Genomic DNA, 13,731 nt, shown 5'->3' on the forward strand with positions numbered 1-13,731 from the left:
CCGGGAGACGACCAGCGATGCACCCTTCATCCCATGCCAGGACCACGCCCGACAAGCCCGCCTATATCATGGCGGCGACGGGCGAAAGCGTCAGCTTCAAGGAGCTCGACGAGCGCTCCAACCAGCTTGCGCATCTCTTCCGGGATGCGGGCCTGAAGCCGGGCGACGCCATCGCGATCTTCATGGACAATAACGCGCGCTACTACGAGATCTGCTGGGCGGCGCAGCGGGCAGGGCTCTACTACACCTGCATCTCGTCGCGCCTGACGGCAGGCGAGGTCGCCTATATCATCGCGGATTGCGGCGCGCGGATGCTGTTCACCTCCGCGGCGGTCTCGGCGACGGCCGAAGAGCTGCTGAAAGACGGCCACATGCCCGACAAGATCGAACGCAAGTTCGCGGTGGGCGGCGCCATTGCCGGGTACGAAAATTTCGAGGACGCGCGCGCGAAATTCCCGACGACGCCGATCGCCGACCAGACGGCCGGCACGGACATGCTCTATTCGTCGGGCACGACGGGACGTCCGAAAGGCGTCCGGCATCCGCTGACCGGCGGCGCCTTCGACGAGGATACGGCGCTCGAAGGCCTTGCGATGCTGCTCTACGGGATGGACGCCAACACGGTCTATCTCTCGCCCGCGCCGCTCTATCATGCCGCGCCGCTGCGCTGGTCGATGACGGTGCAGCGCCTCGGCGGCACTGTGATCGTGATGGAGCATTTCGACGCGGAAGAGTCGCTCCGGCTGATCGAAAAATACAAGGCCACGCACAGCCAGTGGGTGCCGACCATGTTCGTGCGCATGCTGAAGATGCCGGAAGATGTGCGCCTGAAATACGACGTGTCGTCGATGAAGGTCGCGATTCACGCCGCGGCGCCCTGCCCCATCCCTGTGAAGGAGCAGATGATCGCCTGGTGGGGCCCGGTGATCTACGAATATTACGCGGGCTCTGAAGGCAACGGTTTCACCGCGCTCAATTCGGAAGAATGGCTGGCGCACAAGGGTTCCGTCGGCAAGCCGCTCAACGCCATCGCGCATATCTGCGACGAGGAAGGCAACGAAATCCCGGTCGGCCAGTCCGGCACGATCTATTTCGAGAGCGACAGCAAGTTCGAATATTACAACGATCCGAAGAAGACGCAGGAGTCGCGGCATCCGCAGCACCCGAACTGGTCGACGCTCGGCGATATCGGCCGCGTGGACGAGGACGGCTATCTCTACCTCACCGACCGCAAGGCCTTCATGATCATCTCCGGCGGCGTGAACATCTATCCGCAGGAGGCCGAAAACATCCTCGTCATGCATCCGCGCGTCGCGGACGTTGCGGTGATCGGCGTGCCGAACGAGGATTTCGGCGAGGAAGTGAAGGCGGTGGTGCAGCCGATCGACTGGTCGGATGCCGGCCCCGCGCTCGAGGCGGAGCTCATGGAGTTCTGCAAGCAGCACCTCTCGGCCATCAAGTGCCCGCGCTCGATCGATTTCGAGGAAGAACTGCCGCGCCATCCGACGGGCAAGCTCTACAAGCGCTTGATCCGCGACCGCTACTGGGGCAACCGGGACAGCAAGATCGTCTAGTAGCGCAATGTTGTGATTTCCATTGGGGTGCCCAAAAAAACTGGGCACCCCTTTTTATTTCGTATTAAACATAGATGTTTGGAGACATAAATTATGAGAGAATGAGGGGCGATTTAGTCATGACTCAATACAATGCGTTCATGTCGAGAAGCAGCATTGATGTTGGAGCGGGAATCCGAATTGAGGGTAAAACGCAACCTAAGGCTGACGACACGATTGCTATCGAGTTCGCCGACAACAACCGCGTCGGGGCAACAGTCGTTTCCAGCTCCGACCAAAATTTAGAAATTCGTATTGAAGCCAAGTCCTATAAATTGCGCCCATGGCGAAGCGGCGATGATCCACTTTGCTCAATCGACATGCAATCAACTAGCTGGACCTTTTGCTAGAGAAAGCGTTTTTCAGTCTACTATCTTCTAGATTGAAGCGATTCACCTGCATGGAGGCTGAGATGGGCATGACGATGCGCGGGCTGGCGATGGCCGGGATTTTGGCTCTGGGGGCACTTGCCTTTGGCGGCATGGCCGTCGCGCAGACATCCGAGATGCACACGCAGGGGCACCAGTGCCGCAATCTCGGCAAGTCGAACAAGGCGTTCGACAAGAATTACTATGTGTATTTCGATACGAATTCGAGCCGCATCGACCCGAAATACCAGAAGGAATTCGAGCGCATCTATAAATTCGCCAAGGGCCAGAACGCGCAGCAGATCTGCCTGTTCGGAAAGTCCAGCAAGACCGGCAATGCCGCAGCCAATGCCGAACTGTCGCGCAAGCGCGCACGCAACGTCGCCAGGGAGTTCGAGGCGCTGGGCTGGCCCGCCTCCAGGATCGCGATCAACTCGGAAGGCGAGGCCTGGGGCTGGCTCGAGGAAACGCTGACCTGGGACGCGAAAGAGGACCGGCGCGTCCGCATCCGGCTTTCGAGATAAGGACCCTGCCCGGAATATGAGTTGGCGCTACGGAGCCGGGGCGGCTAACTTTAGCCCCCGATCCGGCGGCCCGGCCGCACCAAATTACCAGACAGGGAATGGAGACAGACTATGCGCGTTTTCGATACGGTCGCTGACTACGTCGCCGAAAAAGGCAATGAAATCGGCGTCAGCGAGTGGGTCACGCTCGACCAGGACCGCGTGAACCTTTTCGCGGACGCGACGGGCGACCACCAGTGGATCCATATCGATCCGGAGCGCACGAAAAAGGAACTCGGCATGGGCACCATCGCCCATGGCTACCTGACGCTTTCCCTCCTGCCCTATCTCATGGGCAAGATCAGCACCGTGAAGAGCGCCACGCGCGGCATCAATTACGGCTCGAACTCGGTGCGCTTCACCAACATGGTTCCCGTGGGCAGCCGCGTGCGCTGCCGCGTGAAGCTGAAGGATGCGACGCCCAAGGCCGGCGGCACGCAGATCATCAATGAAGTGACGATGGAAATCGAAGGCAATGAGCGGCCTGCCATGGTTGCCGAAACGATCAGCCTGATTTTCGAATAAGGCGAATTTCGAGGGCGGGGGATGCTCGTTTCCCCCGCCCCAAACGGCCCGCCATTGTCCGTCCTTGCAGGCAAGCTGCAGGTCGGGCCGTTTGACCCTCCCCGAGGGGAGGGTGGGAAGAGAGGCCGGTTGCCCGGCGGCGTCACGCAGCCCATATAGATATTCGCGACAGCGTTCTTTTCCGGGAGGTTCCATGACCGACATCAAATCCGGCAAGCCCGACATGGCGGATGACGAGTGGCGGCAGAAGCTGACGCCGGAGCAGTATGCGGTCACGCGCTGTTCGGCGACCGAGCGTCCGTTCACCGGCCCGTGGCTCGACGAGAAGCGAGAGGGCACGTTCGTCTGCGTCTGCTGCGGCTCCGACCTTTTCCGTTCCGACACGAAATATGAAAGCGGCTCGGGCTGGCCGAGCTTCTTCGACGCGATCGAACCGGGCGCCATCGCCACGAAGGAAGATGTCAGCCACGGCATGCGGCGCATCGAAATCCTCTGCGCCAGATGCGATGCGCATCTCGGCCATGTGTTCCCGGACGGACCGAAGCCGACGGGCCTGCGCTACTGCACCAACGGGCATGCGCTGGATTTCAGGCCGGACGCCGACTGACCAACCATATGAAACTCACGCCACCCGCCACCGCGCCGCGCGCCGAAAAACGGCCCGCGCCCGACACGCATCACGGCATCCGCCGCATCGACGATTACGCCTGGCTGCGCGACGAGAACTGGCGCGAGGTGATGCGCGATCCCGACGTGCTCGACAAGGACATCCGGGCCTATCTCGAAGCCGAGAACGCCTATACGGACGCGGCGCTCGCGCCTGTTGCCGAATTGCGCGAGACGCTGTTTGCCGAGATGAAGGGGCGGATCAAGGAAGACGACAGCTCGGTGCCCTCGCCCGACGGGCCCTTTGCCTATTACACGCGCTTCGTGGAAGGGGCGCAGCATCCGCTTTTCTGCCGCCGGCCTCGTGATGCAGAAGGGGGCGACGCGAAGGACGGCGAGGAGGTGATCCTCGACGCGAACCGCGAAGCGGAGGGTGAAGCCTATTTCAAGATCGGCGATGTGGACCACGCGCCGACGCACAGGCTCGCGGCATGGTCGGCCGACCGCAAGGGATCGGAATATTTCACCGTCCGCTTGCGCGATCTCGAAACGGGGAAGGACCTCGGCGACGAGGTGCCCGACACGTCGCCCGGCATCGCCTGGGACGCAACGGGCGAAAGCTTCCTCTACACGCAGGTGGACGAAGAGCACCGCCCGCTCAAGGTTTTCCGGCATGTGGTGGGCGCGCCCGCAAGCGAGGACAAGCTCGTCTATGCGGAGAAGGATGAAGGTTTCTTCGTCGGCGTGGGCAAGACGCAGAGCGGCAAGTGGCTCGTCATCTCCGCCCATGACCATCAGACGAGCGAGATCTATTTGATCCCGGCGGACGCCCCCGAAACGCCGCCGAAGCTCGTGGCGCCGCGCGAGGACGGCGTCGAATACGATGTCGAACACGACGCGCCGCGGAACCGCTTTCTCATTCTCACCAATGCGGAGGGCGCGGAGGACTTCAAGATCGTGGAGGCGCCGGAAGAGGCGCCCGGCCGCGAGAACTGGCGCGACCTCGTTCCCCACCGGCCCGGCACGCTGATCCTCGCCCATTGCGCCTATCGCGACTTCCATGTGCGGCTCGAACGCCGCGACGGGCTGCCGCGCATCGCGGTGCGCCGGATCGCGGACGGAGCGGAACACGAGATCTCGTTCGACGAGGAAGCCTACGATCTCAACATGGGCGCGGGCTTCGAATACGAGACGACGCGACTGCGCTTTTCCTACAGCTCGATGACGACGCCGGCGGAAGTCTACGATTACGACCTCGAAACGCGCGAGCGGACTTTCCGCAAGCGGCAGGAAGTGCCTTCGGGACACAACCCGGCGGACTATGTGACGCGGCGCATCTTCGCCACGGCGGCGGACGGCGAGCAGGTGCCGATATCGCTCGTCTACCGCCGGGGGCTCGCGCCCGACGGCAGCGCGCCCTGCCTGCTCTATGGCTATGGCTCCTACGGGATCAGCATTCCGGCCTCCTTCTCGACGACCGCGCTCTCGCTCGTCGATCGCGGCTTCGTCTATGCGATCGCGCATATTCGCGGCGGCAAGGAGAAGGGGTATCGCTGGTACAAGGAAGGAAAGCTTCTCAAGAAGCGCAATACCTTCACCGATTTCATTGCGGCGGGCGAGCATCTGGCGAAGGAAGGCTTCACCGCGCGGGGCAATATCGTCGCGCATGGCGGCAGCGCGGGCGGCATGCTGATGGGGGCGGTCGCCAACATGGCGCCGGACCTCTTCAAGGGCATCGTGGCGGAAGTTCCCTTCGTCGATGTGCTGGCGACGATCCTCGATGCGTCGCTGCCGCTGACGCCGCCGGAATGGAACGAATGGGGCAACCCGATCGAAAGCCGCGAGGCCTACGAATACATGGCCTCCTATTCGCCTTACGACAATGTGCGCCCCCAGGCCTTCCCGCATATCTTCGCGCTGGGCGGGCTGACCGATCCGCGCGTCACCTATTGGGAGCCCGCGAAATGGGTGGCGAAGTTGCGCGAGGCGCGCGCGAATGACGGCATCACGCTGCTCCATATCAACATGGATGCGGGACATGGCGGCGCTTCGGGACGCTTCGAGCGGCTGAAGGAAGTCGCGCGCGTGCAGGCCTTCGCGCTCGCCGTGACGGGAAAAGCCTGAATCCCGAGCCGGCGCGCGCTGTTTGGCGATTCCGTCTTGCGGAATTAAGATAGCCCCGTAAAGCGGAGGAGGCCGATGCCGCGCTCACAACCTGACATCGAAGGCGTGCAGCCCGTGCTGCGCAGCCTCGCCGTGCTCGAGGCGCTGAACGCGGCCGGCACGGCGACGCTGACGCGCCTGCACGCGGAGACGGGCCTGCCGAAGCCGACGCTGGTACGCCTGCTCGATACGATGATCGCGGGCGGCTATGTGCGCCGCGTGTCGCGCACCGCCGGTTATACGCTCACCGAGCGCGTGCTGCGGCTTTCGAGCGGCTTCCGGCATGGCGATCTCGTGGTCGAGGCGGCGCGGCCCTTCCTCTCGGCGCTGACCGCCGAACATAAATGGCCGGTGGCGCTCGCCACGCTCGACCGCGATGCCATGCTGGTGCGCATGTCCACGCGGCAGGAGAGCCCGTTCAGCACCGATCCAGACTGGCTCAACCGGCGCTTGTCCATGCTGCTCTCGGCGCTCGGCAGGGCCTATCTCGCCTTCTGCCCGGACGAGGAACGCCGCCTTCTCCTCGCCATGCTCAGGAGTTCGAAAGCGGCGATCAATGCGCAGGCCCGCGACGAGAAATACGTGTCGTCCATGCTCGCCGGGATCAGGAAGCGGGGATATGCGACGACGGCGCCGATGCGCGGCGATGCATCGATGGGCCTTGCGGTTGCCATCATGGAGGGCGAGAAGGCCGCCGCCTGCATCACCATGCGCTATATCGGCTCGACGATGAACGAGGCAGAAGCCGTCAAACGCTATCTCGCGCCGATGCGTCAGGCGGCGGCGGCGATTGCCGCCGCGCATGAGCGGATGACCGTCAACGCCGCGTGATCGTGACCGCCACCTTGTTCGAGCCGATGGCATGGACGAGGAGGCTCTGGTTTTCCTCGTCGCGCGTTGCCTCGCCGCCTTCGACCTCCACGTCATAGCCATCGGGATATTGCAGCCGGGGCACGAAGATTTCGGTCTCGCCCTTCCCTGCCGCCTCGTAGACGAAACGGAAGGCGCCCGTCTCGCGCTTGAACTTCATCTTGAGGGGCCGGCCCGCGACGGCGCGCGCATAGGGCCGCACGAAACCCTTCAGCGCGCGGCCGCCGCTGTTTATGTCGGAGGGATCGACGCGCTGGTCGATGCTGTAGATGGAGAGGTCTTCCTGGTTCCAGCCATCGCCGACTGCCTGATCGTTGCGGTTCGAGGCGGTGTAGTTCCATTGCGTCGAGTTCATGAGCAACTGGTCGAGCGCGTTGTACATGAGGTCGAGCGCGATGATGTGTTTCTGCCACGGCGCTTCGGTGCGGTCGCCCGCGTTCCAGGCCTTGTAGGCCGCCGCATCGTCGAGATCGAAGGGGATACCGAATTCGCCGAGCAGCGCAGGCGCGCCGGTGTCGCGGTTCAGCGTCTTCGAGGCATCCTTGAGGCGGCCGAGCTGGCGCACATATGACGCCTCGATCGCATCCGCGCCTTCCGTGGTGCGGCCGGTATAGGGATTGATCTTGACCGGGAAGTCGAAGCGTTTTGTCGAGAGCGTCACGATGTCGTACCAGTGGCTCGCATTCACGGTGCGCTCCGGCGTATCGGGCGGAAAGCCATGACCGAGGCCCGAGCCCGGATCAAGTTCGGCGAAGAGCAGCCAGTCCTTGTTGATCGCGCGAACGCGCTCGGCGACGCGCGCGAAGAACGGACCCATGAAATCCTTCTCCATCTCGAAACGGCGCCCGTTGCGCGCGACGAAGAACTCCTCGTCCAGCGCCTCGATTTCGCCGCCAGCAAGGCGATAGACACCGGCGCGCTCGAAGGGACAAGCGTGGCCCTGCTTCCAGATCGAAACGCCATCGCCATTCACGAGCACGTCGCGCTTCTTCACGACGGCGCGGGCCTCCCAGTCGATTCCCATTTCAGGAATTTCACGCGCGAGGCCGCGCGCGGCGGCGAAACCGTCGAGCGGCGACCAGGCAAGGCCCGGCCGCGCGGGAAAGGGGTTTTTCTCGCTCGGGCCCAGATGGCGATAGCTGAGCGAGAGGCCGACATAACCCGAGCCCGGCTCGTTCAGCGAGTCGAAGCCGATGACGTTCGGCAGGTCCTTTACGCGTGCCGCGACGGCCTCCATCGCGCCGAGGTAATGTTCCTGCAGGAAATCCTGCGCGGGGCGGCCCTGCACAAGGAAGTCGGGGCAGAAGGTGTTGCCCGCGAAGAAGAGCGTCCACATGATCGCGTTCGCGGGATACTTGTAGTTCTGCGACCAGGTCATGGTCGGATAGTTCTCTTCCTGCCGGCCGCCGCGCGCGGGGTCGTATTTGTATTGCATGACATGGGCGGCGCCCGCGGCGTGGAACTTCGTGAAGTCGAGGCCCACGGCGTCGAAGAGCCAGGCGGGCGCGCCGTCGCCGCCGGTCATGCGGCTCCAGACGTCCTGATGGAAGTCGACGAAGACATACATGCCGTAGTCGCCGGCCTTGCGGCAGAGCGCGGCGAAATAATCGAGATAGGCCTCGTCGTAGCGGAAGGGGCCTTCATGCTCCACCGCTTCCCATGTTGTCAGCAGGCGCAGGCAATTGAAGCCCCAGGCCTTGAGCCGCGCGAGGTGTTCGTCCGCCTCCGAGAGCGGGAAAGGCCGCCCGACGAAGGAGACGGTGCGATGATCGGCGAAATCGGTCGGGATATGGGTGTGCCCGTTCGGCGTGTAGGGCACCTTGCAGTCGCCGCCGAGATTGACGCCGCGCAGGAGGCGCGTTCGCCCCTCTGTGTCCCGGAACCACTCCCCATCGATTTCGAGACGCGGCAATGCCATTCGATCCTCCCTGAATTTGTTGCAGACGAGGATAGCGAGCGCGGGCGCGGCGGGACAGGGCGGATTGCATGTCGGGGCGTGAGCGGGCAGCATTGCGGGGCAACAGACGGGACCGACAGCCATGAACGCGCCGATGAAAGAGAGCCTCCCGCCCCTGCCCGCGCAACCCGCGGGCGTGGCGTGGCCCACGGCAGGGTGGCCGGAGGGCGACCTGCCGGCCGGCGCCGACAAGGCACGCTTCCATGCGCTGATGGACCATGCCTTTGCGGCGGAGGCCCCCGCCGACCTTGGCGAGACGCACGCCGTCGTCGTCATCAAGGGTGGCAGGCTCGTTCATGAACAATACTGGACGGGCTTCGAGCCGGATGTGACCTGTCCGTCCTGGTCGAAGGGGAAAAGCATCACGCAGGCGCTGGTGGGGATTCTGGCCGGGGACGGCAAGATCGACATTCATGCGCCCGCCGATGTGCCGGAATGGCAGGTGGCGGGAGATCCGCGCGGCAAGATCACGCTCGACCTTCTGCTGCGCATGTCGAGCGGTCTTGCCTTTCGCGAGGACTATGTGCCGGAGCATCCCTCCGACGTGATCGAGATGCTGTGGGGCAAGGGCGAGAAGGACACGGCGCATTTCGCGGCTTCCTTCCCACTGGAGCACGAACCGGGCAGTCACTGGTCCTATGCGAGCGGCACCACGAATATCGTCAGCCGCACGGCGGCGCGGGCGGCGGATGCTTTCGGGCCGGACTTCGAAGCCTTCATGCGCGAGCGCCTTTTCGATCCCATCGGCATGACGAGCGCGGCACCGAAATTCGACGAGGCGGGCACCTTCATCGGCTCATCCTTCTGCTTCTGCACACCGCGTGACTTCGCCCGCTTCGGCTATCTCTATCTGCGGGACGGCATGTGGGATGGCAGACGCATCCTGCCCGAGGGCTGGGCGGACTATGCCCGCACGCCGACATGGCAGCAGGCGGGCGTCGAGGAAGGCCCCTATGGCGCGCATTGGTGGCTCGGCCTTGCGGGACCGGGCAGCTTCTCGGCGAACGGATATGACGGGCAATATACGGTCGTCGTGCCGGAACTCGACATGGTGGTGGTGCGGCACGGCAAGACGCCACTCGACGTGAAAGCCAATCCGAAGACGTGGATCGCCGACGTGGTGGACTGTTTCAGGACGGCATGAGGCCCGGTCTGCGACAAATACGGGAGCCAATTCCTGCGCGGCTCGTGTAGACTGCCACGCGAACAACGGTACAGGGGCTTCTCCTTGGGCAGCATTGTCCGGTTTCCCGGCGATCTCATCACCGAGCACGACCGCAGGCGGCTGACCGCAGCCGCCGAGGGGTCGCCGTTCGACCTCGAATTCCGCAAGAACGCGCAAGGCGTTCTCGCCCCCTATCTCACACGCTGCGGGCATTTGCGGCCGAGCTTCCGGCTGAGGAAGACGCCCGAAGGCTGGGAAGCGATCGCGATGGGGGCGGAAGACGCGGGCGCCGCCGCGGCGCGCGCGCGAAGCGCCGAAGACCTGTTCCGCGCGCTCTCAGCGCCGCCCCAAAAAGACTGAAAAGAAACGCTCCCGGAGGAGAAGTCCCATGAACGTCATGCCCCGCATCGCAAAACCGGAAGATATCGGCCTCGATCCGTCGCGGCTCGCCTATATCCAGAATTACTTCCAGTCCTATGTCGACCGGGGCAAGATCGCGGGCTTTTCGACGCTCATCTCGCGCCATGGCGAGATCGCCCATTTCGAGGCGGCGGGCCAGCGCGACCGTGAACGCGGGCTTGCGATGGAGAAGGACACGATCTTCCGCATCTATTCGATGTCGAAGCCGATCACGAGCCTCGCGCTGATGATGCTCTACGAAGAGGGCCATTTTCAGCTGAACCATCCCGTTTCGCGCTATATCCCCGCGTTCAAGAACCTCAAGGTCTGGGCAGGCGGCACGGCGGAAAAATACGAGACGAAGCCCTGCGAGCGGGAAATGACGATCCGCGATCTCCTCACGCATACATCCGGCCTCACCTATGGCTTCATGCAGGAACATCCCGTCGATGCGCTCTACCGCAAGGCCGGCATCGAAGGCGCGAACACGGTGAAGCTCACGCTGAAGGAAACGGTCGAGGCGATCGCCGGCTTGCCGCTTCTCTTCTCGCCCGGCCAGTACTGGAACTATTCCGTCTCGACCGATGTCTGCGGCTATCTCGTGGAAGTGCTGTCGGGCCGTCCGCTCGACGAGTTTCTCGCCGCGCGCATCTTCGCGCCGCTCGGCATGGTGGATACGGGCTTCTTCGTGCCGAAGGAAAAGCTCGGCCGCTTTGCCACCAATTATTTCCGCAACCCGGTGACGAAGAAATCCGGCATCATGGATATGGGCGACGAGACAAGCTCCTATGCCCAGCCGCCGCGTTTCCTCTCCGGCGGCGGCGGCCTCACCTCGACCATGACGGACTATTACCGCTTCTGCCAGATGCTTCTCAATGGCGGCGAGCTCGATGGCGTGCGCATCTGCTCGCCCAAGACCATCGAATTCATGACCATGAACCATCTGCCCGGCGGCAAGACGATGAAGCAGATGTCGCGCTCGGCCTTCAGCGAGCTTGCGGCAGAGGGCGCGGGCTTCGGCCTCGGCTTCCAGGTCACGCTCGATCCGGCGGAAGCGCAGCATATCGGCTCGCCCGGCAATTTCTCATGGGGCGGCGCCGCCTCCACCTATTTCTGGATCGACCCGGAAGAGGACCTCATCGCCATTTTCATGACGCAGCTCTACCCCTCCTCCACCTATCCGTTCCGGCCGCAATATCAGCAGCTCGTCTACGGCGCGATCACCGAATAGCGCGAAAGCCCGCCTCTCATCATGCCGCTCTGGATTGCGCTCACCATTGCGGCCGCCTTTTTGCAGAACCTTCGTTCGGCGCTGCAAAAGCGGCTGACAGGCGGCATGTCGGCGACGGGCGCGACCTATGTGCGCTTTCTCTATGGCGTGCCGGTCGCCGCGCTCTATCTCGCCATCGTCATCGGCGTGACGGGCGCCGCCCTGCCGCAGCCGGATGGTTCGTTTCTTCTCTATGCGGTGGCGGGCGGGCTCGCGCAGATCTGGGGCACGGTGCTTCTCGTCGCGCTCTATACGTTGCGCAATTTCGCCGTCGGCACGACCTATTCAAAGACCGAGACGATCCAGACTGCCCTTTTCGGCATCATCGTGCTTGGCGATCATCTGAGCCTTGGTGCCTTTCTCGCCATTCTCATCAGCCTTGCGGGCGTGATCGCGATTTCCATGGCGCAATCACATCTGACGCTTACGAGCTTCTGGCGTGCGCTCGGCGAAAAGCCGACGCTGATGGGCATCGGTTCCGGCGCCTGCTACGGCATTGCCGCCGTCTGCTACCGCGCGGCCTCGCTGTCGCTCGATCATCCGGATTTTCTCGTCGCGGCCGGCTACACGCTCGTCGCCGTCCTCATGATCCAGACGGTGGCGATGACCGTCTGGCTCGCGGCGCGGCGGCGAAACGACCTTCGTGCCGCGATGGATACATGGCGCGTGAGTTCGCTTGTCGGACTTGCCGGTGCGCTTGCCTCGATCGGCTGGTTCACCGCCATGACGATCCAGAACGCCGCCTATGTGCGCGCGCTCGGCCAGATCGAACTCGTCTTCGCCTTCATCTCCTCGCATTTCCTGTTCCGGGAAAAAACAAGCCCGCTCGAGCTTGCAGGCATCGCGCTGGTGATCGGCGGCATCGTCATGCTGGTTCTGTGGCGGTGAGGCGGTCGCCCGCCCCGCTTCCCCGGGGCGCGGCAGAACGCCGGCCCCGGGGGCTGGCGGATCGTGGAGTAAAGGGCTGCCGCGGCGTGGGGGGGCAAGGGGTCGCCGGCAACTCTTCCGCGTCCGCCGCGCGGACATGCTCGGGTGGCATGCCGGCGGAGTGGGTGCCGTCTGATCGTCCCCAAGCGAAGCGGAACGCCTTCGCCTAAGCGCGAAAATCACACGGCATTCTTCAGTCTGGAACAACTATCGGACCTTGCCCGGACGGGGTCTGGGGGCTAGGGCGCCGGACAACTCCCGATGGAGTTACACTAGATCAGCCAATACGCCTGTCAAAGCAGATTCGTCCGTGGACGCACGATTCTACCATCACATCCGAAATGATGTGCCAGCGCGGAACAGATGCACATGAATTGGGCAGAAAACCTGTCTCACTTAATGGGGCGCATCACCCGCGACGGTCGTGCGATGCATGACACGCAGATGTCCGTCATAGCCGCCATCGGCAAAATGCAGCGTGCATCTGTTGTCCCACATGGTCAGCATGTTCGTGCGCCATTTGTGGCGGTAGACGAACTGGTCCTGTGTCATATGCGTGTAAAGAAAGCCAAGAATGGCGGCGGATTCCGCATGGGTCATGCCCTGAATGCCGACCGTATAGACGGGGCTGACGAACAGCGCCTTGCGGCCCGTCACGGGATGCGTGCGCACCAGCGGATGCGGCCAGGTTTTCTCCGCATCCTTACTGACAATAATCTTCATAGTGCGCTTTTCGGTTTCCTGCGCGAAAACGCCATTCGGCCCATAGGGAAGCGCGGCGGAGTGAACGGCGGTGAGGCCGTCCAGCACCTTCTTCATCTCGTCCGACAAGGCGTCATAGGCGCGGGTGCAATCGGCATAGAGCGTATCGCCGCCGATGGGCGGCACGACTTTCGAGTGGAGCAGCGTTGCCGCCGGCGGGCATTCCTGAAAGCTCCAGTCCGAGTGCCAGCCCGCGCCGAAATTGCGCGCCTTCTCGTCCGGCTCGCGGCGCAGCTCCAGAATATGCGGATGGTCCTCCATCGGCGCGATGAACGGATCATGGCCGAAGGGGCCGATCTGCAATGTGAAGGCTTCAAGCTGATCATGCGTCAGCGGCTGGTCGGGAAACCAGACCACCGCATGGCGCGCCCAGGCATCCTTCACCGCGGCCAGCGTTTCCGGCGGCAGCGGCTTTGATATATCGAGGCCCGTGATCTCCGCGCCGAAACCGCTTTCGTTCGGCCGCACATGGATCGTGCCCGCCTGTGCTCTTGCTTGCGACATGGGTCTCCCTCCCCTTCCTGCTCCTGCCTCGGGGAGAGA

General features: G+C 63.4%; 13 protein-coding genes. 11 read left to right on the plus strand and 2 right to left on the minus strand.

What is annotated here, in order from left to right; translation table 11 throughout:
- The first annotated feature begins 17 nt into the window (after positions 1-17).
- The 7 genes from ACKUUH_RS01510 (at position 18) to ACKUUH_RS01540 (ending at position 6,669) form a co-directional block, all read left to right on the plus strand.
- The gene (locus ACKUUH_RS01510) at positions 18-1,574 is read left to right on the plus strand and encodes an AMP-binding protein (RefSeq protein WP_407948077.1); all 1,557 of its coding nucleotides are present in this window, start codon (positions 18-20) and stop codon (positions 1,572-1,574) included.
- A gap of 119 nt (positions 1,575-1,693) precedes the next feature.
- A complete protein-coding gene (locus ACKUUH_RS01515; protein WP_407948078.1) occupies positions 1,694-1,963 on the plus strand; it encodes a hypothetical protein in 270 nt (89 codons plus the stop codon).
- 62 nt (positions 1,964-2,025) lie between these two features.
- Positions 2,026-2,505: an OmpA family protein gene (locus ACKUUH_RS01520; protein ID WP_407948079.1), complete on the plus strand. Its 480-nt coding sequence runs from the start codon at positions 2,026-2,028 to the stop codon at positions 2,503-2,505.
- Between the two features lie 111 nt (positions 2,506-2,616).
- Positions 2,617-3,069: a MaoC family dehydratase gene (locus tag ACKUUH_RS01525; protein WP_407948080.1), complete on the plus strand. Its 453-nt coding sequence runs from the start codon at positions 2,617-2,619 to the stop codon at positions 3,067-3,069.
- Between the two features lie 193 nt (positions 3,070-3,262).
- The gene (gene msrB, locus ACKUUH_RS01530; RefSeq protein ID WP_407948081.1) at positions 3,263-3,676 is read left to right on the plus strand and encodes a peptide-methionine (R)-S-oxide reductase MsrB; all 414 of its coding nucleotides are present in this window, start codon (positions 3,263-3,265) and stop codon (positions 3,674-3,676) included.
- A gap of 8 nt (positions 3,677-3,684) precedes the next feature.
- Positions 3,685-5,799, plus strand: a complete 2,115-nt coding sequence (locus tag ACKUUH_RS01535) for a S9 family peptidase (RefSeq protein WP_407948082.1) — start codon at positions 3,685-3,687, stop codon at positions 5,797-5,799.
- A gap of 75 nt (positions 5,800-5,874) precedes the next feature.
- Positions 5,875-6,669, plus strand: coding sequence for a DNA-binding transcriptional regulator (locus tag ACKUUH_RS01540; protein ID WP_407948083.1), 795 nt, complete (start codon positions 5,875-5,877; stop codon positions 6,667-6,669).
- On the opposite strand, the gene ACKUUH_RS01545 is transcribed toward ACKUUH_RS01540, so the two are convergent.
- Positions 6,656-8,626: a cellulase family glycosylhydrolase gene (locus tag ACKUUH_RS01545; protein ID WP_407948084.1), complete on the minus strand. Its 1,971-nt coding sequence runs from the start codon at positions 8,624-8,626 to the stop codon at positions 6,656-6,658. The genes ACKUUH_RS01540 and ACKUUH_RS01545 overlap by 14 nt on opposite strands.
- Positions 8,627-8,759: 133 nt before the next feature.
- Between ACKUUH_RS01545 and ACKUUH_RS01550 the strand changes: the two genes are divergently transcribed.
- From ACKUUH_RS01550 to ACKUUH_RS01565, 4 genes are all read left to right on the plus strand, one after another.
- Positions 8,760-9,809, plus strand: coding sequence for a serine hydrolase domain-containing protein (locus ACKUUH_RS01550; RefSeq protein WP_407948085.1), 1,050 nt, complete (start codon positions 8,760-8,762; stop codon positions 9,807-9,809).
- A gap of 84 nt (positions 9,810-9,893) precedes the next feature.
- On the plus strand, positions 9,894-10,190 hold the full coding sequence (locus tag ACKUUH_RS01555) for a hypothetical protein (RefSeq protein WP_407948086.1): 297 nt from the start codon (positions 9,894-9,896) through the stop codon (positions 10,188-10,190).
- A gap of 37 nt (positions 10,191-10,227) precedes the next feature.
- Positions 10,228-11,460, plus strand: a complete 1,233-nt coding sequence (locus tag ACKUUH_RS01560; RefSeq protein ID WP_407948175.1) for a serine hydrolase domain-containing protein — start codon at positions 10,228-10,230, stop codon at positions 11,458-11,460.
- A 21-nt stretch (positions 11,461-11,481) separates the two neighbouring features.
- Complete coding sequence (locus ACKUUH_RS01565; protein WP_407948087.1) at positions 11,482-12,387, plus strand: EamA family transporter; 906 nt, start codon at positions 11,482-11,484, stop codon at positions 12,385-12,387.
- A 435-nt stretch (positions 12,388-12,822) separates the two neighbouring features.
- On the opposite strand, the gene ACKUUH_RS01570 is transcribed toward ACKUUH_RS01565, so the two are convergent.
- The gene (locus ACKUUH_RS01570; RefSeq protein ID WP_407948088.1) at positions 12,823-13,692 is read right to left on the minus strand and encodes a TauD/TfdA dioxygenase family protein; all 870 of its coding nucleotides are present in this window, start codon (positions 13,690-13,692) and stop codon (positions 12,823-12,825) included.
- Between the last annotated feature and the right edge of the window lie 39 nt (positions 13,693-13,731).

It is taken from the genome of Parvibaculum sp., assembly GCF_045863935.1.
Lineage (GTDB): Bacteria > Pseudomonadota > Alphaproteobacteria > Parvibaculales > Parvibaculaceae > Parvibaculum.

Bases quoted from the DNA above. Each gene is read 5' to 3' on its own strand.
- msrB (WP_407948081.1), top strand. From the start codon at position 3,263: ATGACCGACATCAAATCCGGCAAGCCCGACATGGCGGATGACGAGTGG.
- ACKUUH_RS01510 (WP_407948077.1), top strand. From the start codon at position 18: ATGCACCCTTCATCCCATGCCAGGACCACGCCCGACAAGCCCGCCTAT.
- ACKUUH_RS01535 (WP_407948082.1), top strand. From the start codon at position 3,685: ATGAAACTCACGCCACCCGCCACCGCGCCGCGCGCCGAAAAACGGCCC.
- ACKUUH_RS01560 (WP_407948175.1), top strand. From the start codon at position 10,228: ATGCCCCGCATCGCAAAACCGGAAGATATCGGCCTCGATCCGTCGCGG.
- ACKUUH_RS01520 (WP_407948079.1), top strand. From the start codon at position 2,026: ATGGGCATGACGATGCGCGGGCTGGCGATGGCCGGGATTTTGGCTCTG.
- ACKUUH_RS01525 (WP_407948080.1), top strand. From the start codon at position 2,617: ATGCGCGTTTTCGATACGGTCGCTGACTACGTCGCCGAAAAAGGCAAT.
- ACKUUH_RS01515 (WP_407948078.1), top strand. From the start codon at position 1,694: ATGACTCAATACAATGCGTTCATGTCGAGAAGCAGCATTGATGTTGGA.
- ACKUUH_RS01540 (WP_407948083.1), top strand. From the start codon at position 5,875: ATGCCGCGCTCACAACCTGACATCGAAGGCGTGCAGCCCGTGCTGCGC.
- ACKUUH_RS01550 (WP_407948085.1), top strand. From the start codon at position 8,760: ATGAAAGAGAGCCTCCCGCCCCTGCCCGCGCAACCCGCGGGCGTGGCG.
- ACKUUH_RS01570 (WP_407948088.1), bottom strand. From the start codon at position 13,692: ATGTCGCAAGCAAGAGCACAGGCGGGCACGATCCATGTGCGGCCGAAC.
- ACKUUH_RS01545 (WP_407948084.1), bottom strand. From the start codon at position 8,626: ATGGCATTGCCGCGTCTCGAAATCGATGGGGAGTGGTTCCGGGACACA.
- ACKUUH_RS01565 (WP_407948087.1), top strand. From the start codon at position 11,482: ATGCCGCTCTGGATTGCGCTCACCATTGCGGCCGCCTTTTTGCAGAAC.